Raw genomic sequence first — 23,681 nt, 5'->3', positions numbered from 1 at the left:
CGCAAACATGCGTCGCATGGAGATTTACAATGACCAGAATATTATTCGCTCACATCAAAGCCCGTCTGTTGAGGGTGGCGGCCGTTGCCGTCGCAACGCTGGCCATGGCTGCGCCGGCGTCTGCGGCACCGCTGGAATCGACGGCGTCGACCACCAGCTATCACCGTGTGAAGGTCGACGGCGTCGGAATCTTTTATCGTGAGGCCGGGCCGAGGAATGCGCCGACAATCGTGCTGCTGCACGGCTTTCCGTCGTCGTCTCGCGAGTTCGACACGCTGATCCCTTTGCTGGCCCCTCGTTATCACGTGATCGCGCCTGATTTTCCGGGCTTCGGGCAAAGCGATGCGCCAGCGGCGTCGGCTTACGCCTACACGTTCGACCATCTCGCGGGGGTGATGAATGACCTTCTGACAGACCTTGAGATCGACCGCTACAGCCTCTACATCCACGACTATGGCGCGCCGGTGGGATTTCGGATGATGGTGGCGCATCCGGAACGGCTGCAGGCGCTCATCACCCAGAACGGCAATGCCTATCAGGAAGGGCTGGGCACGAAATGGTCCAAGATTGCCCAATATTGGGCCGATCCTGAAGGCCATCCGGAGGTGGTTGACGCCTTCCTGTCGTTCGAGGCGACGGAGCTGCGTCACACGGCGGGGAGCACCCATCCGGAGCGCTACAATCCGGATACCTGGACGGACGAGTTCGCGCACCTGTCGAAGCCTGGCCAGCGCGAAATCCAATCGGCATTGCTCTACGATTATCGGACCAACGTCGCGGCCTACCCGCAGTGGCAGGCATGGCTTCGCGAGCATAAGCCTCCGACCCTCGTCGCGTGGGGCGCCAACGATCCGTCGTTCATCGCGCCGGGAGCCACGGCGTTCAAGAAGGACCTTCCCGACGCGGAGGTGCACCTGCTGGATGCCGGGCATTTCGCGCTCGACGAACAGACGGATGAGATCGCGCGCCTGATCCTGAACTTCCTGGCCGGACATCCAGGATGACGCCGTCTGCTGCGGACAGGCACTGAAGTAGGCCTCCATCGCCTACTACACCAGGCGATGGGACGTGACCTTGATCGGTGTCAGGCGACCGTGTGACCTCGCCTGGCGGCCGGCGGTCATACCGCCGCATGCAGCATGGGGTAGGTGAACAGGAAGAAGTGGGTGGCGTTCAGGCCCACGTGGGCCAGGATGGCCGCCGGCAACCCGCCCCGGCGGTAGGCCAGGCCATAGCCGGCGCCGGCTATGGTGCCCAGCACCACCCAGCGCGGGCCGCCGCCCAGGTGGGCCAGCCCGAACAGGGCCGAGGCCGCCAGCAGGGCGGCCGTCCGTCCCCAGGGCCGGCGTTCCAGCAGACGCGTCAGTCCGCCCTGGATGTAGCCGCGGAACAGCGCCTCCTCCGCCACGGTCACGAAGGCCAGGTTGTCGACCAGCCAGAGGCCGGCGCCGGCCGGGTATTTCGGTGCCCAGGCGACGGCGCCCAGCGCCAGGGCCGCCGTCAGGCAGGCGACCGAGGCGCCCAGCCAGCCTGCGGCCGCCGCGGTCAGCGTGGCACGCGGCGGCCGCAGATCGCGGATCGCCGGCATCACCATCAGCAGCCACAGGCCCGCCAGCGGCTTGTCCAGGTTCAGGTAGAGGCTGAAGGGCACGGCATCTGGCGTGATGCGCGCCGGCCCCAGGGCGCGCGGGTTGTGAAAACCCGGCCACAGATGGGCCGACAAGGCGACGACCAGCGCCAGGAACAGGCCGTGACCCAGGGACCGGACCAAGGGTGGGCGGTGCGGCCCCACCGCCCAGGCCGCAAGACCCAGCAAGGCCAAGGCCCCGCCCGCCGGCCAGCCCAGCTGCCCATTCACGGCCGCCGCCGCGTAGCCCATGGCCAGGGCCCCCAAGGCCCAGAGGCGGGAACGATCCGTCCAGGCGGCGGCCGTGGCCAGCGCCAGGGCAATCCAGGGAAGGGTGGTCATCGGCGTCCGGTCTTGAGTGGCGGGGCGGCTCGGCCTTCCCTAACCCAAGCGCAGGAAGGGCCGCAAGTGGGGCGCCGTGCGGCTGTCGGGCGATGCCGCCACCACAGCCGGCACCCCGGCCGCCACCACGCGCCCGCCCTCGTCGCCGGCGCCGGGGCCGATGTCGATCACCCAGTCGCTGGCCGCCGCCACGCCCATGTCGTGGTCCACCACCACCACCGTGTTGCCGGCCGCGACCAGGGCGTCCAACTGGGCCACCAGCCGCTCCACATCCGTGGGATGCAGGCCCGTGGTGGGCTCATCCAGCACATAAAGGGCGCCGCCCCGCTGGGCCCGCTGCAGTTCCGTCGCCAGCTTGATACGCTGCGCTTCCCCGCCGGAGAACTCGGTGGCCGGCTGCCCCAGCCGCAGATAATCCAGCCCCACGGCACGCAGCACCGTCAGCGACCGTTGGATGGCCGGTACGTCATGAAAGAAGTCGGATGCCGCCGCCACCGTCAGGCCCAGGACGTCCGCGATGGTCTTGCCGCGATAGGTGATCTCCAGCGTCTGGGCGTTGTAGCGGGTGCCGTGGCAGACGGGGCAGGGGGCGTAGACGCTGGGCAGGAACAGCAGCTCCACCATGACGAAGCCCTCGCCCTCGCAGCGGGGGCAGCGCCCCTTGGCCACGTTGAAGGAGAAGCGGCCGGCATCGTAACGCCGCCGCTTGGCCTCGGGCGTCTCCGCGAACAGGGTGCGCACATGGTCCAGCAGGCCGGTGTATGTCGCCAGGTTGGACCGGGGCGTGCGGCCGATGGGCTTCTGGTCCACCCGGATCAGGCGCTTGATGCCGCCCAGCGCGTCCTTGGGCCCGCCTTCGATGCGGCCCTCGGTCTCGGCCACCGGTTCCTGTTCCAGCATGGCCTCGGCGTCGGCCGGCGGCTCCTCCACCGCCACCGGCGCGCCCAGGGCCTTGCCCACCAGGTCGACCAGCGCCTGGCTGACCAGACTGGACTTGCCGGAGCCGGAGATGCCGGTGACGGTGGTCATGACGCCCAGCGGGAAGGCGCAGTTCAGGTTGGTCAGGTTGTTGCGGGTGACATCGGCCAGGCGCAGCCAGCCCTGGGGTTCCCGCGGTGTCCGCCGCTGGCCGTGGTCTGGCGCGAACAGATGGCGGGCGGTTTCGGAGGCCGCCACGCGGCGCAGCCCTTTGGGCGGCCCGCTGTACAGGATGCGCCCGCCGCCCTCACCGGCCGCAGGGCCGACATCGACGATCCAGTCGGCATGGCGCACCACGTCCAGGTCGTGCTCGACCACGAACAGGGAATTGCCCACGGCCTTCAGCCCGTCCAGTGCCCGCAGCAGCGCCTGGGTGTCAGCCGGGTGCAGGCCCGCTGACGGCTCATCCATCACATAGACCACGCCGAACAGGGTGGAGACGACCTGGGTCGCCAGGCGCAGGCGCTGCAATTCCCCCGGCGACAGGGTGGGCGTGCTGCGCTCCAGCGTCAGGTAGCCCAGGCCCAGGTCCAACAGCACGGCCAGACGCCGGCATAGGTCGGCGGCGATGCGGGCGATGACGATGGCCGTTTCCGGCCGCGTCCGGCGCAATTCCTCCAGCCGCTCCGAGCCATCGCCGGCATAGGCGGCGAACAGGGACGCTATGCGCTTCAGCTGCAGCTGGCCCATGGCCGCGATGTCCAGGCCTTCGAAGGTCACCGACAGCGATTCCGGCCGCAGGCGGCGGCCGGCGCAGGTGGGGCAGGGGCTGCTGACCATGAAGCTGGCCGCGCGCTTTTTCATCATGGCGCTGTGGGTGGTGGCGAAGCTGTGCATGACGTGGCGGCGCGCGCTGGAGAAGGTGCCCATGTAGTTGGGTGGCAGCTTGCGCCGGATGGCCTCCCGCACCTCCGCCACGCTGAAGCCGGGATAGACCGGCACCTCGGGCTGTTCCTCGGTGAACAGGATCCAGTCGCGCGTCTCGCGCGGCAGGTCGCGCCAGGGCGTGTCGACGTCGATGCCCAGGGTGATCAGGATGTCGCGCAGGTTCTGCCCGCCCCAGGCGGTGGGCCAGGCCGCCACCGCCCGCTCGCGTATGGTCAGCGACGGGTCGGGCACCATGCTGGCCTCCGTCACCTCATGCACCCGGCCCAGGCCATGGCAGGTGGGGCAGGCCCCCTCCGGCGTGTTGGCGGAAAAGGCTTCCGCTTCCAGCAGGGGCTGGCCCGGCGGATAGTCGCCGGCGCGGGAGTACAGCATGCGCAGGAGGTTGGACAGGGTGGTGACGCTGCCGACGGAGGAGCGCGCGGTGGGTGACCCGCGCTGCTGCTGCAGGGCCACGGCCGGCGGCAGCCCCTCGATGGCATCCACGTCTGGCACGCTCATCTGGTGGAACAGGCGGCGGGCGTAGGGCGACACCGATTCCAGGTAACGGCGCTGCGCCTCGGCATAGAGGGTGCTGAAGGCCAGGGAGGATTTACCGGAACCGGAGACGCCGGTGAACACCACCAAGGCATCGCGCGGAATGTCCACGTCGACATTCTTCAGATTATGCTCCCGTGCACCCCGCACCCGGACGAAGCCAACCTTGGCCGTGTCCTTGTCGGCGGCGTCTTCGGGATCATGACGGTCGTGCATCCATGCCTCCTCGCGCCGGGCCAGGTCCCGGGCTAGGGGCCAAGGTGCCACAGCCGGCCGGCCCGTGGCATTCAACCTTGGTCGGGCGCCGCCGTTCGTGCCCGTCCGATGGCGGCCAGCACCAGGGGCACGTCACCCACGGCGTTGGCCAGCAGCAGGACCAGGCGGGCGTTCAGGGCGGCGCTGGCCTCGAACGCCAGGCCCTCGTGCGCGGCCAGCAGGGCGGCGTAGATGTCGTCACCCCGGCCCCCTAAACGGTCTTGGGCCAGGCGATCATCGGCCAAGCGATCGGTGTCAGTCATGGGCGGGTTCTCCCAGGGCGCGCCGGTGGGCGCGGCGGATGGCGGTGGCGGCGACCCCGGCGGGGAACCGGGCGGCGACATGCTGGTCGGGCCTGATGAGATAAAGCGCGCCGGTGCCGTAGCGCTGGGCCGCCAGGCCGCCGGCCGGCAGCCGCAGCAAGGGCAGGCCCGTTTCCGCCGGGACCACCGTGTCGCCCACCGCCAGCAGGATGAATCCCCGCCCCAGATGGTCCAGCAGGAAGCCGTCATCCAGCGGCGCGTCGGGGCAGGGTACGCCAGGGGCCAGCAGACCGGGGGCGCCGGGCCCGGCTGGGGTCTGCAGCGACTGGCCGGCCAGGGAACAGGGCAGGGACAGGCGGCCGGAATTGACCAGGCGGCGGGCGAAGGCATGGTCGGCCGCCAGGTCCAGCACCGCCTGGCGGAACAGGCGTTCCATGGCGCTCTTGGGTGTCATGAAGGTGGTGGAGCGGGCCGAGTTCAGGATGTTCTCGTCCGCGCCCCGGCCGCGCTCGTCATCGTAACTGTCCAGCAGGGCGGCCGGCGCCCGGCCTTGGATCACCAGGGCCAGCTTCCAGGCCAGGTTGTCCGCATCCTGGATGCCGCCATTGCCGCCCCGGGCACCAAAGGGGGAGACGACATGGGCGCTGTCGCCGGCGAAGATCACCCGCCCGTGCCTGAAGCGTGCCAGCCGCCGGCACTGGAAGGTGTAGACGGAGGTCCAGACCAGGCGGAAGGGACGGTCACCCACCATGGCGCGGACGCGGGGGATGATGCGCTCCGGCCGCATTTCCTCCGCCGGATCGGCATCGGGGCCCAGTTGCAGGTCGATGCGGTAGATGTCGTCGGGCTGCTTGTGCAGCAGGGCGGACTGGCCGGCGTGGAAGGGCGGCTCGAACCAGAACCAGCGCTCCGCCGGGAAATCGGCCTTCATCTCCACATCGGCGATGAGGAAGCGCTCCTCAAAGGCCTGGCCGGCGAAATCCAGGCCCAGCAGGCCGCGCACCGGCGACTTGGCGCCGTCGCAGGCAATCAAATAGTCCGCTGCCAGGTCATAGGCGCCGTCGGGCGCCTCCACCCGCACGGCCACACCCGCGTCCGCCGGCGTGACGGCCACCACCCGGTGGCGCCAGCGCAGGTCGATCAGGTCGGGGAAGTCGGCGCAGCGCGCCACCAGCAGACGCTCCACCTCATGCTGGGGCAGGTTGATGAAGGCCGGCATGCGGTGCCCATCCTCCGGCAGCAGGTCGAAGGCGTAGACCTGGCGGGGACCATGGAACAGGCGCCCTACCTTCCAGGTGACACCCCGGTCCACCATGGGCCCGGCGACACCCAGCCGGTTGAAGATCTCCAGCGTGCGCTTGGCCCAGCAGATGGCGCGGGAGCCCACGGGCAACCGGTCATTGTCGTCCAGCACCACGGTCGCCACGCCCCTCAGAGCCAGGTCGATGGCGACCGCCAAGCCCACCGGTCCGGCGCCCACGACGACGACCGGCGGGCGCCTCTCGTTCCGGTCCATTCCCCAATCCCCCCCGGACGCACTGTAGACGCCCGGGGGAGGCGGGCAAAGGCCTTACCGCCAGAGGTTGGTCTTGGCCAGGTCCACCAGCTCGTCGCCCCGGCCGCTCATCACCGCCTTCAGCATGTACAGGGTGAAGCCCTTGGCCATTTCGACGTTGATGGCCGGCGGAATGGGCAACTCGGTGCGCGCCACCACGGCGTCCACCAGCACGGGGCCATCATGGGCGAAGGCCTCGCGCAGGCCGGGTTCCACCTCATACGGGCGTTCAAGGCGGATGCCCTTGATGCCCACCGCCTCCGCCAGCGCGGCGAAGTTGGGGTTGTCCAGGCCGGTGCCGAAGGGCAGGAAGCCGGTGGACTTCTGCTCCACTTCGATGAAGCCCAGGGCGCCGTTGTTGAAGACGATGATCTTGGCCGGCAGCCCCCGCTGCTTGAAGGTCAGCAAATCCCCCATCAGCATGGTGAAGCCGCCGTCGCCGGACAGGGACACCACCTGCCGGCCGGGGAAAGCCGCCTGGGCGCCCAGCGCCATGGGCATGGCGTTGGCCATGGACCCATGCCAGAGGGAACCGATCAGGCGCCGCCGGCCGTTCATGGCCAGGTAGCGCGCGGCCCACACCGTGGGCAGGCCGACGTCGAAGGTAAAGACGGCGTCCTCGGCCGCCAGGTCGCTGACGGCCTTGGCCACCTGCTGCGGATGGATGACGCCGTGGCCGGCGCCAGGGGTGGCAAGGGCGTCCAGGTCTGCCCGTGCGCGCTGGTAGTGTTTTACCGCCTTTTCCAGATGGGCGGCGTCCGTCTTCGGGGCCAGGCGAGGCAGCAGGGCGCGCACGGTGGCGCCGACATCGCCCACCACGCCCAGATCCAGCGATGCCCTGCGGCCCAGTTGGCCGGGGCGGATGTCGACCTGTGCCACCGCGACACCCGCGCCCTTGGGATAAAACTGGCGATAGGGGAAGTCCGTGCCCAGCATCAGCAGCATGTCGGTATCCAGCATGGCGTAATAGCCGGAGGAAAAGCCGATCAGGCCGGTCATGCCCACGTCATAGGGATTGTCATACTCCACATGCTCCTTGCCTTTCAGGGCATGGACGACGGGGGCCTTCAGCGCCTCCGCCAGCGCCACCACGGCGTCATGGGCGCCGGCGCAGCCCGAGCCGCACAGCAGGGTGACGCGGCCGCTGCGGTTCAGCAGATCGGCCAGGGCGTCCAACTCCGCGTCCGCCGGCACCACCAGGGGCGGCTTGGGCACCAGACCGGCGGGTTTGGGCCGCACCTCCGTCACCGCTTCCTTCAAGGCGACGTCGCCGGGGATGACGACGACGGAAACACCCTGCTCGCCGATGGCGGTGCGGATGGCGATTTCCAGGCTGCGCGGCATCTGGGCGGGATCGGACACCAGCTCGCAATAATGGCTGCATTCCCGGAACAGGTCCTGGGGATGGGTTTCCTGGAAATAGCCGGATCCGATCTCGGGCGAGGGGATGTGGGCGGCGATGGCCAGCACGGGCACGCGGGACCGGTGGCAGTCGAACAGCCCGTTGATCAGGTGCAGGTTGCCCGGCCCGCAGCTGCCGGCGCAGACGGCGATGGTGCCCGTCAGGTGGGCGTCGGCGCTGGCGGCGAAGGCCGCCACCTCCTCATGCCGCACGGGGATCCATGTGATGTCGCCCCGCCGGCGCAGGGCGTCGGTCAGGCCGTTCAGGCTGTCGCCCACGACCCCATAGATGCGTTTGACACCGGCGGCGGCCAGCGTGGCGGCGAATTGGTCGGCAACGGTCATGGACATGGGCGGCAGTCTCCTCATGAGGGCGGGTCAGGGGCAAACGGACCCCGGGGGGCAGGGGTTCCCCCGGGGGGGCGGTTCGTCACAGGCCGGCGCGCGACCGGCCCAGGACCTTGCGGTTCACGACGTGCAAGGGCATCTCGCCCCGCAGCACCCGGGCGACCTCGCCCGGCGCACCGCTCTGCAGCTCGGCGAAGGCCTCGACCGAGTACCAGGCGGCGTGCGGGTTGAGGATGACGGTGTCGCGGCCGCGCAAGGGGTGCTCCGCCGGCAGCGGTTCCGGCACCGTGGTGTCCAGCGCCGCGCCCGCCAGGCGTCCGGCGTCCAGCGCGCGGACCAGGGCGTCCTGGTCCACCACCGCGCCCCGGGCGCAATTCACCAGGATGGCGCCGGGGCGCATCTTGGCGAACGCGGCGTCGTTGAACAGGCCGCGCGTTTCCGGCAGCAGCGGGCTGTGGATGGAGACGAAATCGGCCCGGGCCAACAGGGTGTCGAAGTCCACCTTCTCCCCCGGCGCGTCGAATTGCCCGGCCTGGACGAAGGGGTCGTACCACAGTACGGCCATGCCGAACGCGGCCAGGCGGGCGGCCACCCGGCGGGCGATGTTGCCGAAGCCCACCAGGCCCAGCGTCTGGGTGGACAGGCGGCGCATCGGCGCGGCCGCCATCACGTCCCAGCGGCCGCCGCGCACGCTGCGGTCCAGCAGCGCCGTCTTGCGCGCGGCGCTCAGCAGCAGGGCCACGGTGTGGTCCGCCACCTCTTCCACGCAGTAGGTCGGGTTGTTGGTGACGATGATGCCGGCGTCGGTGGCAGCGTCCAGGTCTATGGTGTCCACACCGATGCCGTAGCGGGCGATGATCTTGCAGCGGTCCATACGGGCCATGGCCTTGGCGGTGATGGGCCCGGCATAGGTGTTCAGCAGGGCGTCGCAGTCGGCTGCCGCTTCCAGGAATTCATCCTCCGTCTTGGTGCGCAGGGCCACCACATCGACGTTGGGGCCCAGGATGCGACGCTCCACGTCCACGCTGTCCCAGACATAATCGGATATCACGACTTTCAGTCGGCTCATGATGTCGTCCCCTTGGATCAGGTGGGCCGGCCGGCCGGCCAGGCGCGGATTTCCTGGCGCTGGGAGCCCAGGCCCCCCAGGCCCAGGGTCACCACGTCGCCGGGTTTCAGGAACACGGGCGGCTTCTGCCCCAGGCCCACCCCGGCGGGCGTGCCGGTGGCGATGAGATCGCCCGGCTCCAGCCGGAAGAAGCGCGAGACGTAGCTGACGATGGCCGGCACGCCGAACACAAGGTTGCGGGTGTTGCCGTTTTGGTAACGATGGCCGTTGACCTCCAGCCAAAGCGGCGCCTCGGCATACCCGGGCAGGTCATCCGGGGTCACCAGCCAGGGCCCCATGGGGGCGAAGCCGGGAAAGCTTTTGCCCTTGGTCCACTGCCCGCCGTGGTCCATCTGGTAGGACCGTTCCGACAGGTCGTTGACCAGGCAGAATCCGGCGACGTGATCCAGGGCCCGGGCCTCGTCGATGTACAGGCCGCCTTGGCCGATGACGATGCCCAGCTCAACTTCCCAGTCGCCCTTCTCGGCGCCCTGGGGCAGGGTCACGGGATCGTTGGCGCCGGTGGGGTGGCAGCCCTTCATGAAGATGGTGGGTTCCACCGGCAGAGGCAGGCCCACCTCTGCGGCGTGGTCAGTGTAGTTCAGGCCGATGCAGACGATCTTGCCGACGCCGGCCACGGGGGGGCCAAGGCGCGCGTCCTGGTCGGAGACCAGGGGCAGGCTGTCGGGGTCCAGCGCCTTCAGCCGCGCCAGTTCGGCTGGCGCCAGGGCGGTGGGGGTGATGTCGCTGATGTGGGCGCCGAGGTCGCGCAGGCGGCCGGCGGAGTCCACCAGGGCCGGCCGCTCCCGGCCAGGCGCGCCGATGCGTGCCAGTTTCATGGGATGTCGTCCTTATCGCGTTGGGGGATGGGCGGGGCTTCAGCCCTTCCAGGGGGCTAGGAAGTCCAGCAGCAGCGTGTTCACCACCGCCGGCCGTTCCTCCTGGGGCAGGTGGCCGCAGTCGGGGATGGGGACGGTCACCAGGTCGTCGGCCATCTCGGCCCAGACCTTGGCCATGTCGAACAGCTTGCCCACGGCATGGAAATCGTTGCCCCACAGGGACAGCACGGGGCAGGCGATCTTGACGTCGGCGTCGGCCCGGTCCTGGGCCAAGTCCTCCGCGTTGGCGCGGTAGTCGGCCATGGCGCCGCGCACGGCGCCGGGCGCCTGATAGGCCCGGACATAGGTGTCGAACGCCTCGCCCGAGATGGCACTGGGGTCGAAGGTCCAGTCCGAGAAGAAGTGGCGCAGCCAGATATGCTCCCGCCCCGCGATCAGCGCCTCCGGCAGGTCTGGCACCAAGTGGAACAGGAAAAACCAGTAGGACTTGGCGATGGCGGCGTTCAGGTCCCGCGCCACGATGCGGGTGGGCACGTTGTCCATCACCACCAGCCTGTCCACCAGATGCGGGTGGTCCTTGGCGAAACGGGTGGCGACGCGGGCCCCGCGGTCGTGGCCCACCAGGGCGACCTTAGGAATGTCCAGCGCCCGCATCAGCTCGACGATGTCGCGGGCCATGGTGCGCTTGTCATAGCCGGCGGCCGGCTTGTCCGTCTCACCGTATCCCCGCAGGTCGGGGGCGATGACGCGGTAGCGTTCCGCCAGGACGGGAATCTGGAACCGCCAGGCGTAATTGGTTTCGGGGAAGCCGTGCAGCAGGATGACAGGCGGGCCGTCGCCAGCCTCCACCACGAACTGGCGGATGCCGTTGGCTTGCAGGGTGTAGCGTTTCTGGGTCATGGGTCGGGGTGCGCTCCATCGCCGTCAGTGGTGTGGATGACCCCGATCTTTCCCTCGTGGACGGGTGCCGGTCTTGTTGGAGGTACCGGTGGTTTGAAGGTTAGGCGGGCAAGGGCGGGCCGTTGCCCGGAACGCTGCGACCGACGCCGGAAACCGGAACGGACGCCTTCAATTGTCCCGGCTGTGCGTGGGCCGCCGCCAGGTGCGCCGCCAGCGCAACGGGGTCTCCCCCACGAACTGGCGGAACAGCCGGGTCAGGTGGGCCTGGTCGGCCATGCCGCAGCCATAGGCGATCTCGCTCAACGGCTGGTCGGTGGTCAGCATCAGGATCTGGGCCTGGCGCACGCGGCGCTTCACCACATAGGTGTGCGGCGTTTCGCCGACGCTGGCGCGGAAGGCGCGGGTGAAGTGGTTGGTGCTGAGGTTGGCCAGGGCGGCCAGCTGATCCACCGGCAGGGGCCGGGCCAAGTTGGCCTGGATATGGCCCATGACGCAGCGCAACTGCCAGGGGGCCAGGCCGCCCTTGCTGGCCCCGGTCTCGGTCGCGCGCGCCGCAGGCAGCAGGATGGCCTCGTCCACCGGAGCCTTTTCCGTACCCTCCAGCAAGGCGGCCAGCTGGTCCAGGCAGCCGCGCGCCCGTTCCAGGTCGTGGTCCAGCGCCGCCTGGGCGGCGGTGACCAGTGTGACGATGCGTCGGTCGTCCCACGGCGCCGCATGAGGCAGCGGAGCCGGCGGCGGCGAAGGGAAGGAAACGGGCCGCGTCGGGGTCTGGAGGTGCGCTTGCATGGGACAGGCTCCTGGGCAGGGCGTGTTGACGTCGCTACCGTGCCCCTTCGCCCGTCCCGGAACATCCCATACCTAGGTTTGCCACCCCGCCCCCGCGTCCGCTTTGGCCTCAGCTTCTCAGGAACGCCAGCAGGTCGGCGTTCACCTGGTCCTTGTGGGTGGTGCAGGTGGCATGCGGCGCGCCGGGATAGATCTTCAGCTTGGCCCCGGGGACCAGGCGTGCCGTGGCCATCGCGGTCGGCCCCATGGGCGCCGTCTGGTCGTCATCTCCGTGGATGATCAGGGTGGGTAGGCGGATGTCCGCCATCTCCCGCCGGAAGTCGGTTTCGGAGAACGCGGTGACGCAGTCGATGGTAGCCTTGATGGACGCCTGTGCCGCCATTTGCTGCGTCTGGTCCAGGATCCCCTTGGACACCGCGGCCCCCGGCCGGTTGGTGCCGAAATAGAGGACGCTGAAATCCGCGACGAACTGGGGCCGGTCCTGGGCGATGGCGGCGCGGATGCCCGCGAAGCCTTCGGCCGGCATGCCCTCGGGGTTGTCGTCGGTCTTCAGGAAGAAGGGTGTCACCGCGCTGACCAGCGCCAGCTTGGCGACGCGGCCGGCGCCGTGGCGGGTGAGATAGCGCACCATGTCGCCCCCGCCCATGGAAAAGCCCACCAGCACCACGTCCCTCAGGTCCAGGTGTTCGATCAGCTGCGCGACGTCGTCGGCCAGGGTGTCGTAGTCATAGCCGTCCCATGGCTGGCTGGACCGGCCGAAACCCCGGCGGTCGAAGGCCACGGCGCGGTAGCCGTTCCGCGCCAGGTACAGCATCTGGTATTCCCACATGTCGGCGCTCAGCGGCCAGCCGTGGCTGAACAGGACGGGTTGGCCGTGGCCCCAGTCCTTGTAATAGAGCTCGGTGCCGTCGCGCAGGGTCAGGGTGCTCATGGGGACTTCCTCGGTTTCATGGGGGAGAGGGCGGACGGTACCGGCCATCAGCGGGGTGGGCTTGAAGGAAAGGCGGGCGTCTGTCCGAATTCTCCGCCCGTCATCAGCGGCATCCCGTCTTTCTTCCTGCCGCCTTGTCCATTGCCCGACGCCCAGGTCCGCAGACGGGGCATCAGCCAGTCGACCTGGGCCAGCAGCAGGGCACCACCGCCGGGACCGGTGCAGCAGGTGCCGGCCAGGGCCAATAGAACACGCAGGGCGGGGGCGGGCGGTGCCATTTGGCGCTCCGTCGAAGGGGATTGGGTGGCTCAGCGGCCGAAGGCGTCGGCCAGCGCGCGTTGCGCCACAGCCAGGGCCGACAGGGTGGGGGCGGTGTCCGCCAGCCCATCCAGCCAGAAGAAGTCGTGGATGGTGCCCATCAGGCGCAGGGCGCTGGCGTCCACCTCCGCCCGCATCAGGCGGCGGGCCAGCGCCTCACCGCCCTCCCGGGCCAGGTCCGCCTCCGCCGTCAGGATCAGCGTGGACGGCAGGCGGCGCAGGCGATCGGGGGACAGGTCCAGGGGCGACAGCCCCGTCCAGGCCGGCTGGCCGGGAAAGGCCTGGGCCATCAGTGCCGGCAGGTCGCAATGGTCCAGCCAGGGGGAGGATGGGGTGTCCGCCGCCGCCGGCCCCAGCAGGGGATGAAACAGCAACAGCAGGCGAAAGCCCTCGCTGGGCGGCAGGCTTGCGGCCAGCAACGCCGCCATGGCCCCGCCGCTGCCGTCGCCGGCCACGGCCATCCGCGCGGTGTCCAGCCCGTGGTCCTGTCCTTGAGCGCGCGTCCAGTCCAGGGCGGCGCGCGCCTGCCTCAGGGCCTGGGCGGCCGGCATCCCGCCATGGTCGACGAAGACCAGGGCGGCGCCGCAGGACCGGGCCAGCGCGGCGGCAGCACCGCCATGGGTGTCCCAGCCGCCCAGCGCCCACAGGCCGCCGTGCAGGTAGAACACCACCGGTACCGGGCGCGCCGTCCCATGGGCGGGACGGCAAAGGTGCAGCGATATCGCCTCCGCGCCCGGCACGGCGAGGTGGACGACGGGTTCCTCCACCGGTGGCGCGTCCGCCTGCAGGCGGACGGCGATGTTCCGCCGGACAGCCGGGGCCAGGCTGGGCGCGTAGGGCAGCAATTCCGCCTCCACCACACGGTCAAGGAAGCTTTGCACGCCCGCATCCAGGGTCAGGCAGTGCGCGGCGGGGTCCAGCCGGGGGCCCTTGGCGGTCAGGTCGTGGATCATGGGGCTGCGGTCCGGCAAGGGTCAGGCGATCAGGGAGACGTCGACGGCGTTGGCGCGGCGCCAGCTGGCGGGGCTGCTGCCCGTGGCCTGGCGGAACAGGCGGCTCAGGTGCGCCTGGTCGGCGAAGCCGCAGGCGTCGGCGATCTCCGCCAGGGCGTCATCGGTGTCCAGCATCAGGGCCTTGGCCCGTTCCACCCGCCGGCTGACGATGAAGGCGTGCGGCGACATGCCGAAGGTCTGGCGGAAGGCGGTGCAGAAGTGGCTGGTGCTGAGCTTGGCCTCGGTGGCCAGGTCCTCGTTGCACAGGGTGCCGCCCAACCGCCGCTCCACCAGGGCTGCCACACGGCGGGCCTGCCAGGGTGCCAGGCCGCCGCGCGCCGCCTCTTCCTGCGGGCGGTGCAGCAGCAGGTCGCGCACCTTGACGATGCGGTCGCGCGCCTGGGCCACGTCATGCTCCACGGCGTGCATGGCCTCTTCCAGCAGGCGGGTGACGGTGGCCAGGTGGCCGGCGGCCGGCAAGCCGGCGGGGGGCAGGCCGGCCAGGGCGTGAAAGGCGTCCAGGGCGGCGGCAGGTGCGGTCATGTCTTCCTCCATCCGATGGGCGTCCCCTTCCGCAGGTGTGTCGGGCGGGGGACCGTGATGAAGGCAGTGTCGGTCAGGCGACCGTCAGGCTGGGAGTTAAGCGATGTGAAGCGTTGTGTACCGTCCCACGCCGTTAAGCCGGGGGTGTTAAAGCAGGGGGCCGTGCCAGCCGGCGCGGGGCTCCGGTCGTGCCAGGACCATGGCCCGCGCCTCTGCGTTGCCGGCCACGGCGAACATCTCAACCTGCATGGCGCTGGCGGCGGCGATGGTGTGGCCCCCCAATCGGCCCAGGGCGGCGCCATAGCCATGGACGAAGATGTTCCAGTGGTCCAGGGCGTGGCGGGTGGTGCGTTGGGCCAAGCGGTCGATCCAGCCGGTGGCGAGATCCCTCTCCCCGGCGGCAATGGCCACCGGGATGGCGCCGATGGCCAGGCAGTAGCACAATGACAGCGCGTGATCGATGGATGAGGCGTCCTCGGTCGCCGCGCGCGCCAAGTCCAGGGCGCCGCGCACATCTCCCATGGCCCAGCGCAAGCGCATCAGCAGGGTCAAGGCGGCCAGCTTGGCATCCACCTGGGCATGGTTGGCCAAGTTGACACGCACCGGATCGGCATCGGCCGCCATGACGGTTTCCAGCAATGCCAGGCCTGCCGCATGTTCCCCCCGGAAATGGTGGGACATGGCGCGCATGCGCATGCCCGTCAGGCGCTCCGTCAGGCCACCCTCGGCCCCCACGCGGGCGGCGAACGCCTCGGCCGCCGACAGACTGTCCGCGTAAGCACCGGCCAGGGTGTGGTAGGCCCAGATGCCCCATTGGGCACGGCGCGCCAGTCCCTCGTTGCCAATGCCTTCCGCGATCTCCAGCGCCTGGCGGAAGGCCTGGCCCATTTCCGGGACGGGCCCCCGGGTGTGCCACAGGGCATGGCCGTAGGCGGCCAGCAGTTCGACCCGCCGTGCCGGATCGGCGGCGCCCTGTTCATCCAGGATGGCCAGGATACGCTCCGCCCAGCCCAGGAACTCGTGCGGCAGCGACAGGTGGAACCACAGCGAGGCGCTGGCGACAATCAGCGTCAGGCCCAGGCCGATGTCGCCGTCCTCCCCCGTTGCCCAATCCAGGGCGCCGCGGATGTCGTCGATGCGGCGGCTGTGGATGGCCAGCCAGTCGCGCGGGGCCTTCCCCTCCCACGCCGCCTGCGCGTCGGTGAACAGTGAGGTCATGTGGCGGGCGTGGGCGGCGCGGACGCGGCCGTCGAGGCCGGTGTCGGCCAGGCGCTCATGCCCGTAATAGCGCGTGGTGTCCAGCAGGCGGTAGCGGGCGGCACCGCCCTCGCGGCTGCTGACTACCAGGGACTTGGCAACCAGGTCGGCCAGGCCGTCCAGTACCTCCATCTCACCGCCGCCGGTCAGCCCCCGGGCGTCTTCCGCGTCGAAGCCGGCGCGGAAGACCGACAGGCTGATCAGCAGCACCTTCTCCTCCGGCGCCAGCAGCTCGTAACTCCAGTCCAGGGCGGCGCGCAGGGTGCGGTGGCGGGGCAGGGCGGTGCGCCGGCCGCGCGTCAGCAGGTTCAGCCGGTCGTGCAGGCGGCTGGCCAATTCCGGCATTTCCATCAGGTCGACGCGGGCGGCGGCCAACTCGATGGCCAGGGGGATGCCGTCCAGGCGGCGGCAGATCTCGGCCAGCGCGGGGGCGGTCGCGTCGTCCACGGTGAAGTCGGACCGCACGGCCCGCGCCCGCTCGAAGAACAGGGCGGCGGCGGGATAGGACAGCACGGTGGCCGCGTCCTGGGCCTGGCCGTCGGGGATGGGCAGGGCCGGCAGGCGGTGCACCCATTCGCCGGCGGCACGCAGCGGCTCCCGGCTGGTGGCCAGGATCAGCAGGCCGGGCACGGCGAGCAGCAGCCGCTCGGCCAGGTCGGCCACGGCGTCAACCAGGTGCTCGCAATTGTCCAGCAGCAGCAGGCTGGGGCTGGCGGCCAGGTTGGCCACGATGGCGGCGAAGCAATCCGCGCCGGAGGCGGGCAGGCCCAGCGCGGTGGCCAGGGTACCCTCCACCCACGCCGCGTCGGACACGGGCGCCAGGTCGACGAAGCGCACGGTGGCCGTCTGGGCCAGCGCCGCCGCCGTGGCCAGGGCGACGGAGGTCTTGCCGATGCCGCCCGGGCCGGCCAGCGTCAGGAAGCGCCGCTCCGGCAGTTCCGCCGCCAGGGTGGCCACCACCTCCGACCGTCCCAGCAGGCGCACCAGGGGGCGGGGGGCAGCGGGCTCAGCGGCCGGCCGGGTGGGGACCTCCACCGCCGGTGTCTGGGTCTGGGCGCCGCGGGTGACGGGCAGGGTGAGGCGATAGCCGCGCCCGGCCTCGTTCACCACCAGGCCGTCATCGCCCAGGGCCTTGCGCAGGCCGGACAGGTGCACGCGCACGGCGCTTTCGTCTATGGCCTGGCCGGGCCAGACCTCGGCCAGCAGGCGGTCGCGGGTCACCAGCCCGCCTCCGGCGGCGGCCAGCACGGCCAGCAGGTTGGCGGCGCGGCCGCCCAGCTTCACCGGCTGCCCCGCCTTGGCCAGCGTCATCTGCGGCACATCGAAGGTGAAGTTGCCGAAGGTGTAGCGTACGCCCTGCCCGTTCATCATCCGAACCGCCAACCCCCAAACCGCATGACGCAATCATCCTTTTATTTCAGCGTTTTACGCACAAACCCACCTTACCTTCAAGCCTTGGCCGGCGGTGGGCGCAGCCAGGCGGCCAGCGCGATGCAGGCAACGGCGCCGGCCGCCGCTGCCGCGAAGCCGTCGATATAGGCCAGGACCGAGGCCTGCTGCGCCACCGCGCTGGCCAGCAACCGGGTCGCCCCGGAAACAGGGTCGACACCATGGGCGGACAGCACGGCCTGGGACCGGGCCAGGCGGTCGGCGGTGGCGCCGGCCAAGGGGTCGACATGCAGGCCCAGCAGATTGGAATGCAGCTGTTCGCGCATGCGCACGAAGGTCTGCATGAAGGCGACGCCGATCTCACCGCCGAACAGGCGGGCGGCCTGCAGCAGAGCGCCGATGGAGATGGCGTCGGCCGGCGTGATGTTCCGCACCACCAGCACCACCAGGGCCGTCAGCGCCAGGCACTGCCCCACCGCCTGCAAGGCCTGGGACGGCAGGAAGTCCAGGGTGGCCCACTGGCTGGTCAGGCTGGTGGCCTGCAGGCAGGCGATGGCGATCAGCAGGGCGCCGGCGGCCAGCACCCAGCGACCATCCACCCGCGCCAGCAGCCAGCCGAGCGGCAGGATCAGGGCGAACTGGGGCAATGCTATGAACAGCAGCACCGGGCCCACCTGCAGCTCGCGGAAGTTCTGCACCACCTGCAGGTAGACGGGGATGATGTAGGCGGTGGACAGGATGATGAAGCGGAAACCGGCCAGCAGCAGCATGAGCAGGAACAGGTTGCCCCGCAGCATCAGGCGCAGGTTCAGGAAGGGGCGGCGGCTGATGATCAGCTCGCGTATCGCGAACAGGGCGGTGATCAGGCCGCCCGCCACCAGCAGGCCCACCACCAGGCCGTTGCCCGTCCAATCCAGGCGGTTGCCTTGGTCCAATCCTGCGTACAGCAGGCCGAAGCCCACAGCGGCGTAGGCGACACCGGGCCAGTCGTGCTGCTTCAGCAGGTCGGTGTTCAGCGGTTCCCGCGGGACGCCGATCCACACGCACAGGAACATGAGGGGCAGGACCAGGCAGTACTGCCAGTTCAGCCAGGCGATGGACCAGTTCTCGGCGTACCAGCCCTCCAGCGCCGCGCCGATGTTCTGGGAGAATTCCGAATTCATGGCATAGGCGGCCAGGCCGTACAGCGTCAGCCGGGCCGGCAGGTTCAGGACGATGAAGCGGATGGTCAGGGGGATGAAGGTGCCGGCCCCCAGGCCCGACAGGAACTGCATGGCCAGGTAGGCCGTCAGGTTGGGTGACAGCGGCGCCAGCAGGCTGGCCATGAAGAACAGGCCGATGCCGGCGAACAGCACCCGGCGGGCGCCGAAGATGATGCCCAGGTAAGGGCAGGCCACCCCCACCACCATTTGCCCCACGCCATAGGCGGTGGTGATCCAGGCGCCCTCGTCGAAACCGGCGTGCAGGCCGCCGCGCAAATCGGTCAGGCCGAAGGTGGTGACGCGGGAACCCAGGGTGGAGAGCAGCGCGCCCAGCAGCACCCCCAGAATGCCGATATAGGCCCGCGCGCCGTCCAGCGTCGGCCAGGGGTACGGTGTGGCGGGCGCGGTGGCGGCGGTCATTTACGGTCGTCCACATCGATGGTGGAGACGACCGACATGCCGGGCCGCACCAGGGTGCCCAGGGCCGGCACCGGGTCGAGGACAATCTTCACCGGCACGCGCTGCACCACCTTGGTGAAGTTGCCGGTGGCGTTGTCAGGCGGCAGCAGGGTGAAGACGCTGCCGGTGCCGGGGGACCAGCTGTCGACGTGGCCGTGCAGCTTCAGGTCGGGGAAGGCGTCCACCGTCACCGTGGCGGGGTCGCCCACCCGCACGTGGGTCATCTGGGTTTCCTTGTAGTTGGCTACCACCCACACCTTGGGCAGGGCCATGACCCCGATGATCTGCGTGCCGACGTTGACGAACTGCCCCGGGCGCACCTGGCGCTGGCCCACCATGCCATCCGCAGGGGCGGTGATGCGGGTATAGGCCAGGTTGTTGCGCGCCAGGGCCAGCTGCGCCTCGCCCTCCCGCACCTGTGCCGTCAGCTGCTGTTCCTGCACGTCCAGGCTGGCCAGCTGGGCCTTCTGCTGGGCCAGCTGGGCGGTGGCCAGTTGCGACTGGGCCACGGCCTTGGCCGCGTCGGCATCGGCCTGTTCCACCTTCTGCTCCGTCCCGGCGATCCTGGTGCGCAGCAGGTCGCGCTGGCGTTCCGCTTCCAACCGGGTGCGGGTCATGTCGGCGGCGGCGCTGGCGATGCCGGCTTCCGCCTGATGGACCAAGGCGCGCTGTACGTCCTTCTGGTTGGCCAGGTTGGCCAGCGCCGCTTGAGCCGCGGCCAGGCTGGCCTGCGCCAGATCCAGCTGGGCCTGGTAGTCCGACGGCTCGATCTGGGCGATCAGGTCCCCCTTGCGCACCGCCTGGAAGTCGTCCACCGCGACCGTCTGAACATATCCGGAAATCTTGGCCGACAGGGGCGTCAGGTCGCCGGTGACGTAAGCGTCGGATGAGGACTGGTGGCGGGCGGCGCCCAGCCAGCGATCCCAGTGCCCGGCCACCACCCACACCAGCACGGCAGCGCCGGCCAGGACCAGGGTGCGCAACACGGAAGGCAGCCAGCGGCGGCCGGCTGGGGCATCTCCAGGGGTCGTCGCGGTGGTATCCATGGGGTCACTCCAATGCCGCGCCCAGGCGGCGACCATAGGCGGTGATGGCGGAACCGGCGGCGCAGCGCTCATGACTGTACTGCGCCAGGGCGTCAGTGACGCTGGGCGCCTCGGCCAGATGGCGGCGCAGCGCCATGGCGTCGCCGGCGGCCTTGGCGACGCCCATGGCGGTGTGCGGACGCGCCACGAAGGCGGCGTCTCCCAGCAGGGCGACATGGCCCGTGGCCATCACCGGCGCTTCGTAGTCGAAAATGGCCTGGATGAAGGGTTCCGGCTCCGCCACCACCACGGCGGCGAAGGGGGGCGGCAACAGCCGTGCGGCGTCCGCCCTCAGGGCCGCCGCCGCCTGCGCCCGCACCTGGCCCGGGGCCAGGGAATGGGGGTGGGGCCGGCCCTCCAGATCGGTCAGCGTCGCCTCCAGGGCCGCCGCCGGTACAGGCCGGTACCAGACCCAGTTGTACCGCCGTTGGCCCGGCGTCGTCTCGCCGCCCGGTCCCGGCACCAGGTACCCCAGGGCGTGGGACCGGGGCATCGTGTAGAAGGCGAACCGGTCGCGCAGCAGGGCGGCCTCCGCCGGCAGCCGGTCCTCCGGGAACAGGCCGCGCCAGGCGACATAGCCGGCATAGCTGTTGGACGCGGGGCCGCCGGTCACGACCGGGCGCACGACCGACCCCAGGCCGTCGGCGCCGATGACCAGGTCGGCCTCTTCCTCCCCGCCGTCGCTGAACAGCAGGCGGGCGCCCTGGGGGCCTTGCGTTACGGTACGCACGGCCCGGCCCAGGACGTAGCCGTGATCGGGCACCTTGGCCCGCAGGGTACGGTACAGATGGTCCCAGGAGATCTGGGTTTGGGGGGTGGCGTGGCTCTCGGCGATGCCGCCGTCGCGGTCGAAATAAATGCGCTCGAACGCGACCACGCCGATGCGGGCCACATGCTCGCACCCCACGGCCCGCAGCAGGGCGAACAGCTCCCGCTGGCTGACCAGGCCGGCGCCCCGGCCGGCCAGGCCGCCGGCCGACCGCTCGTAAATTCGGACATCGTGCCCGTCCTGCTGCAACAGAGCGGCGGCGGCCAGTCCGCCGATGGAGCCGCCGACGATGCGGATGCGCAAGGAAGCCATGACCTATTCCCCCTTACGGCCGGCGCGGCGGCCCAGGATCAGCATGGCCCGGATGGTGAAGGTCGGCGCGCCGGTCGGGGCGGGCGCCGCGGCGACCGGCGGCGGCGCCGACAGGTCCGGGGTGGGGGGGTGAGTCATCGGGAGGCTCTTGAACGGGAAGGGGCGGATGGCCGAACGATGCCTGAACCACGCCCGCGCGGCTTGGACGCCTCACGCCGGATTTGAACATGCCTCGGATGGCGATGAAGGTGTGCCGGCGCGGCTGGCGCTGTCGCGGGTCAGCGCGCCTGCGTCAATCCTACGGTCGTATAATTGGCCGGCAGCCAGCGATAGGCGCCGTCCTGCCGGGTGATGTGGCCCAGGCCGGGGAAGGCGATATGGGCGGCGGCGACCCAGCTGCCGTCCCGCGCCGCCTGCGCCATCAGCTGGTCGCGGGCATGTGCGGCGGCCGCCTGGTCGCTGTCATATTTCACGGTGGCGGCGGGGTTTGCGACCTGCACGGCGGCGACATGGACGATGTCGCCCCATGCAAACAGCGTCTGGCCGTCCCGGCTGCGCACGCGATAGGCGGTATGGCCCGGTGTATGGCCGGGACTGGGCAGGGCCTGGACGGCGGGGTCCAACTGGGCCTCGCCGTCGAAGGGCCGCACCCGGCCGGCATCGACATAAGCCCGCAGGCTGTCGATGGCGCCGTCGAACATGGGGCCCAGGAAAGGGGGCGCCTTGGCCTTGTTGGCCGGGTTCAGCCAAAAGTCGGCGTCGCGCCGGTTGACCCGCACGATGGCGTTGGGGAAGGCCATGCGCCCGCCCTGGTCCATCCCGCCGACATGATCGCGGTGCAGGTGGGTCAGATAGATCTCGTCCACCTCGTCGGGCGTGTAGCCCGAGGCGCGCAGGTTGGCCATCAGGTGGCCGCCGTCGGCGCCGTACAGCACGCCGGCGCCGGCGTCGATCAGGATCAGCCTGACTCCGGTGTTGATCAGGAAGGCGTTGATCGACCCTTCCACCGGCGCCGCCAGGTCGGCGGCCGCCAGCAATTTGTCGGTCTCGGCCGCGGTGATGCCGGTCATGACCTCATGCACCGGGAAGGGGTGGGTGCCGTCCAACAGGGCCGTCACCTCGATATCGCCCAGCATCATGCGGTAGAAGCCCGGCGCCTGGGTGCGGGCCTGGGGCGCTGCCGCCCGTGCCGCCGGGGCGGGAACCGCCAGCGTCAGGACGGTGCTGAGCGCCAGGGAAAGCACGAGCGCCAGCGTGTTTGCGGGATGGCCGGCCATGATCTGAACTCATCGAACTGGAAGGGTCGGCGGAAGATGACGGGAGGCGCGCCGTCCCGTCTTGGCGCTTTCGTCGCCCTTTTGTCGCTCAGTGGGGGTATCGAGGGCCCGTCCACAATTCGTTGAGGCAACAATATGTCGCCCGCCCGAACCGTCAACTGACGAAGCTAAATGGCGCTGCCGTCGTGGCGGCCGTGGCCGCCCGCGGAATGCATTTGCGCTCCGGCCGCAAAAGCCGCGCCCTCTAATGCCGCGCCGGCCCGGTGCTGCCGCGCACGGCCAGGTGATGGGGCAGGGTGACGGAGCGGGGGGTGGTCTGCCGGCCGGCCAGGATGTCCAGCAGCAGGGCCACCGCCGTCCGGCCCAAATCCTCCATGGGCTGGCTGACGGTGGTCAGCGCCGGGTCCAGATAGCGGGCGAAGCGGATGTCGTCGAAGCCGACCAGCGACAAGTCGTTCGGGCAGCGACGTCCCGCTCGGCGCGCGGCGGCCAGGGCGCCCATGGCCATCTCATCGCTGAAGCAGAACAGCGCGGTCGGCGTGTCGCCGCCCGCCAGCAGGCCCTGTGCCTCCCGCTCCCCCGATTCCACGGAGAAGTCGCCGGTGGCGATGCGCAGGGCCGTCTCGGCGCCATGTCGGGCGGCGGATGCCCGCACGCCCTCCAGGCGGTCGCGGCTGATGGGGCTGGCCAGGGGCCCGGTGATGACGCCGATGGCGCGATGGCCCAGGCCGTACAGCAGATCCATCGCCTCCGCCGCTGCGGCCGCGTTGTCGATATGGGCGCTGGATACGCCCAGGTCGGGGCTGAACTCGCAGCCGTTGACCACCGGCGCCCTGGCGCCCTGGCGGCCGATCAGTTCGGCCAAGGTGTCGGGCAGGCGGTGGCCCAGGAAGATCAGGCCGTCCGCCTCTTTCCGGCGCAGCATGCCGGCGTACTGCTCCTCCCGCTCCGTGCTGTGGCGGGTGTCGCCCAGCAGCACGGAATATCCCGCCGCCTGCGCCGCCTCCTCCGCGCCGCGGATGACGCTGGAGAAGAAGGGGTTGGAGATGTCGGGCACCGTCACGACGATCTTGGCCGTGCGCAGGGTGCGCAGGCTTTTGGCGGCGTGGTTGGGCTCATAGCCCAGGGCGTCGACGGCGGCCATGACCCGTTCGCGCGTCGCCTCGCTGACCACCCCGGGGGTGCTCAGGACACGGGAAACGGTGGCGGTGGAAACCCGGGCCCGGCGGGCCACGTCTTGGATGGTCGGCATGGGGGGAGGGTGCTTTCGATCTGCCTTGCCTGCAAGAGTTGCGAGGGCATGGCTTCACTGCTAGGATCATG

21 protein-coding genes are annotated in these 23,681 nt (G+C 70.4%); 1 reads left to right on the top strand and 20 read right to left on the bottom strand.

Annotation, left to right across the window (positions count from 1 at the left end; all coding sequences use genetic code 11):
- The first annotated feature begins 29 nt into the window (after positions 1-29).
- Positions 30-1,004, top strand: coding sequence for an alpha/beta fold hydrolase (locus FBZ88_RS02355; protein WP_246138457.1), 975 nt, complete (start codon positions 30-32; stop codon positions 1,002-1,004).
- Between the two features lie 116 nt (positions 1,005-1,120).
- On the opposite strand, the gene FBZ88_RS02350 is transcribed toward FBZ88_RS02355, so the two are convergent.
- From FBZ88_RS02350 to FBZ88_RS02260, 20 genes are all read right to left on the bottom strand, one after another.
- On the bottom strand, positions 1,121-1,969 hold the full coding sequence (locus FBZ88_RS02350; RefSeq protein WP_145615219.1) for a CPBP family intramembrane glutamic endopeptidase: 849 nt from the start codon (positions 1,967-1,969) through the stop codon (positions 1,121-1,123).
- A 39-nt stretch (positions 1,970-2,008) separates the two neighbouring features.
- Positions 2,009-4,585, bottom strand: a complete 2,577-nt coding sequence (locus FBZ88_RS02345; RefSeq protein ID WP_145615218.1) for an excinuclease ABC subunit UvrA — start codon at positions 4,583-4,585, stop codon at positions 2,009-2,011.
- A gap of 71 nt (positions 4,586-4,656) precedes the next feature.
- On the bottom strand, positions 4,657-4,887 hold the full coding sequence (locus FBZ88_RS02340; protein ID WP_145615217.1) for a DUF2783 domain-containing protein: 231 nt from the start codon (positions 4,885-4,887) through the stop codon (positions 4,657-4,659).
- The gene (locus FBZ88_RS02335; RefSeq protein WP_145615216.1) at positions 4,880-6,403 is read right to left on the bottom strand and encodes an FAD-dependent oxidoreductase; all 1,524 of its coding nucleotides are present in this window, start codon (positions 6,401-6,403) and stop codon (positions 4,880-4,882) included. Before FBZ88_RS02335 ends, FBZ88_RS02340 begins: the two co-directional genes overlap by 8 nt.
- A gap of 54 nt (positions 6,404-6,457) precedes the next feature.
- Complete coding sequence (gene poxB, locus FBZ88_RS02330; protein ID WP_145615215.1) at positions 6,458-8,194, bottom strand: ubiquinone-dependent pyruvate dehydrogenase; 1,737 nt, start codon at positions 8,192-8,194, stop codon at positions 6,458-6,460.
- A 79-nt stretch (positions 8,195-8,273) separates the two neighbouring features.
- A complete protein-coding gene (locus FBZ88_RS02325) occupies positions 8,274-9,260 on the bottom strand; it encodes a C-terminal binding protein (protein WP_145615214.1) in 987 nt (328 codons plus the stop codon).
- Between the two features lie 17 nt (positions 9,261-9,277).
- On the bottom strand, positions 9,278-10,138 hold the full coding sequence (locus FBZ88_RS02320; protein WP_145615213.1) for a fumarylacetoacetate hydrolase family protein: 861 nt from the start codon (positions 10,136-10,138) through the stop codon (positions 9,278-9,280).
- 39 nt (positions 10,139-10,177) lie between these two features.
- On the bottom strand, positions 10,178-11,038 hold the full coding sequence (locus FBZ88_RS02315) for an alpha/beta fold hydrolase (RefSeq protein WP_145615212.1): 861 nt from the start codon (positions 11,036-11,038) through the stop codon (positions 10,178-10,180).
- 168 nt (positions 11,039-11,206) lie between these two features.
- Positions 11,207-11,824, bottom strand: a complete 618-nt coding sequence (locus tag FBZ88_RS02310) for a helix-turn-helix domain-containing protein (protein WP_145615211.1) — start codon at positions 11,822-11,824, stop codon at positions 11,207-11,209.
- Between the two features lie 109 nt (positions 11,825-11,933).
- Complete coding sequence (locus FBZ88_RS02305) at positions 11,934-12,755, bottom strand: alpha/beta fold hydrolase (protein ID WP_145615210.1); 822 nt, start codon at positions 12,753-12,755, stop codon at positions 11,934-11,936.
- Between the two features lie 47 nt (positions 12,756-12,802).
- Entirely contained in the window at positions 12,803-13,033 is a 231-nt protein-coding gene (locus FBZ88_RS02300) for a hypothetical protein (protein ID WP_145615209.1), read from the bottom strand.
- Between the two features lie 30 nt (positions 13,034-13,063).
- Positions 13,064-14,026 (bottom strand): alpha/beta hydrolase, encoded by a 963-nt coding sequence (locus tag FBZ88_RS02295; RefSeq protein WP_145615208.1) that lies wholly within the window; start codon positions 14,024-14,026, stop codon positions 13,064-13,066.
- Between the two features lie 21 nt (positions 14,027-14,047).
- Positions 14,048-14,608, bottom strand: coding sequence for a helix-turn-helix transcriptional regulator (locus FBZ88_RS02290; protein ID WP_145615207.1), 561 nt, complete (start codon positions 14,606-14,608; stop codon positions 14,048-14,050).
- A gap of 147 nt (positions 14,609-14,755) precedes the next feature.
- A complete protein-coding gene (locus tag FBZ88_RS02285) occupies positions 14,756-17,236 on the bottom strand; it encodes an ATP-binding protein (RefSeq protein ID WP_145615206.1) in 2,481 nt (826 codons plus the stop codon).
- Positions 17,237-17,313: 77 nt separating this feature from the next.
- Positions 17,314-18,876: an MFS transporter gene (locus tag FBZ88_RS02280; RefSeq protein ID WP_145615205.1), complete on the bottom strand. Its 1,563-nt coding sequence runs from the start codon at positions 18,874-18,876 to the stop codon at positions 17,314-17,316.
- On the bottom strand, positions 18,873-19,961 hold the full coding sequence (locus tag FBZ88_RS02275; RefSeq protein WP_246138456.1) for an HlyD family secretion protein: 1,089 nt from the start codon (positions 19,959-19,961) through the stop codon (positions 18,873-18,875). The genes FBZ88_RS02280 and FBZ88_RS02275 overlap by 4 nt, the downstream gene beginning before the upstream one ends.
- Before the next feature lie 4 nt (positions 19,962-19,965).
- Complete coding sequence (locus tag FBZ88_RS02270) at positions 19,966-21,081, bottom strand: FAD binding domain-containing protein (RefSeq protein WP_145615204.1); 1,116 nt, start codon at positions 21,079-21,081, stop codon at positions 19,966-19,968.
- Between the two features lie 3 nt (positions 21,082-21,084).
- The gene (locus FBZ88_RS31220; protein ID WP_281290093.1) at positions 21,085-21,219 is read right to left on the bottom strand and encodes a hypothetical protein; all 135 of its coding nucleotides are present in this window, start codon (positions 21,217-21,219) and stop codon (positions 21,085-21,087) included.
- Positions 21,220-21,359: 140 nt separating this feature from the next.
- Positions 21,360-22,358 (bottom strand): MBL fold metallo-hydrolase, encoded by a 999-nt coding sequence (locus tag FBZ88_RS02265; RefSeq protein ID WP_211102473.1) that lies wholly within the window; start codon positions 22,356-22,358, stop codon positions 21,360-21,362.
- 244 nt (positions 22,359-22,602) lie between these two features.
- Positions 22,603-23,610 carry a LacI family DNA-binding transcriptional regulator gene (locus tag FBZ88_RS02260; RefSeq protein ID WP_145615203.1) on the bottom strand — a complete coding sequence of 336 codons (1,008 nt, stop codon included), beginning with the start codon at positions 23,608-23,610 and terminating at the stop codon, positions 22,603-22,605.
- Between the last annotated feature and the right edge of the window lie 71 nt (positions 23,611-23,681).

The organism is Nitrospirillum bahiense (genome assembly GCF_007828025.1).
In the GTDB taxonomy this organism is placed as follows: domain Bacteria; phylum Pseudomonadota; class Alphaproteobacteria; order Azospirillales; family Azospirillaceae; genus Nitrospirillum; species Nitrospirillum amazonense.
Note: the sequence above shows the minus strand (reverse complement) of the source record. Positions and strands in the feature narration are given on the sequence as shown.

Bases quoted from the DNA above. Each gene is read 5' to 3' on its own strand.
- FBZ88_RS02325 (WP_145615214.1), bottom strand. From the start codon at position 9,260: ATGAGCCGACTGAAAGTCGTGATATCCGATTATGTCTGGGACAGCGTG.
- FBZ88_RS02295 (WP_145615208.1), bottom strand. From the start codon at position 14,026: ATGATCCACGACCTGACCGCCAAGGGCCCCCGGCTGGACCCCGCCGCG.
- FBZ88_RS02275 (WP_246138456.1), bottom strand. From the start codon at position 19,961: ATGGATACCACCGCGACGACCCCTGGAGATGCCCCAGCCGGCCGCCGC.
- FBZ88_RS02345 (WP_145615218.1), bottom strand. From the start codon at position 4,585: ATGCACGACCGTCATGATCCCGAAGACGCCGCCGACAAGGACACGGCC.
- FBZ88_RS02350 (WP_145615219.1), bottom strand. From the start codon at position 1,969: ATGACCACCCTTCCCTGGATTGCCCTGGCGCTGGCCACGGCCGCCGCC.
- FBZ88_RS02340 (WP_145615217.1), bottom strand. From the start codon at position 4,887: ATGACTGACACCGATCGCTTGGCCGATGATCGCCTGGCCCAAGACCGT.
- FBZ88_RS02265 (WP_211102473.1), bottom strand. From the start codon at position 22,358: ATGGCCGGCCATCCCGCAAACACGCTGGCGCTCGTGCTTTCCCTGGCG.
- FBZ88_RS02300 (WP_145615209.1), bottom strand. From the start codon at position 13,033: ATGGCACCGCCCGCCCCCGCCCTGCGTGTTCTATTGGCCCTGGCCGGC.
- FBZ88_RS02310 (WP_145615211.1), bottom strand. From the start codon at position 11,824: ATGCAAGCGCACCTCCAGACCCCGACGCGGCCCGTTTCCTTCCCTTCG.
- poxB (WP_145615215.1), bottom strand. From the start codon at position 8,194: ATGTCCATGACCGTTGCCGACCAATTCGCCGCCACGCTGGCCGCCGCC.
- FBZ88_RS02305 (WP_145615210.1), bottom strand. From the start codon at position 12,755: ATGAGCACCCTGACCCTGCGCGACGGCACCGAGCTCTATTACAAGGAC.
- FBZ88_RS02290 (WP_145615207.1), bottom strand. From the start codon at position 14,608: ATGACCGCACCTGCCGCCGCCCTGGACGCCTTTCACGCCCTGGCCGGC.
- FBZ88_RS02260 (WP_145615203.1), bottom strand. From the start codon at position 23,610: ATGCCGACCATCCAAGACGTGGCCCGCCGGGCCCGGGTTTCCACCGCC.
- FBZ88_RS02280 (WP_145615205.1), bottom strand. From the start codon at position 18,876: ATGACCGCCGCCACCGCGCCCGCCACACCGTACCCCTGGCCGACGCTG.
- FBZ88_RS02270 (WP_145615204.1), bottom strand. From the start codon at position 21,081: ATGGCTTCCTTGCGCATCCGCATCGTCGGCGGCTCCATCGGCGGACTG.
- FBZ88_RS02315 (WP_145615212.1), bottom strand. From the start codon at position 11,038: ATGACCCAGAAACGCTACACCCTGCAAGCCAACGGCATCCGCCAGTTC.
- FBZ88_RS02355 (WP_246138457.1), top strand. From the start codon at position 30: ATGACCAGAATATTATTCGCTCACATCAAAGCCCGTCTGTTGAGGGTG.
- FBZ88_RS02335 (WP_145615216.1), bottom strand. From the start codon at position 6,403: ATGGACCGGAACGAGAGGCGCCCGCCGGTCGTCGTCGTGGGCGCCGGA.
- FBZ88_RS31220 (WP_281290093.1), bottom strand. From the start codon at position 21,219: ATGACTCACCCCCCCACCCCGGACCTGTCGGCGCCGCCGCCGGTCGCC.
- FBZ88_RS02320 (WP_145615213.1), bottom strand. From the start codon at position 10,138: ATGAAACTGGCACGCATCGGCGCGCCTGGCCGGGAGCGGCCGGCCCTG.
- FBZ88_RS02285 (WP_145615206.1), bottom strand. From the start codon at position 17,236: ATGATGAACGGGCAGGGCGTACGCTACACCTTCGGCAACTTCACCTTC.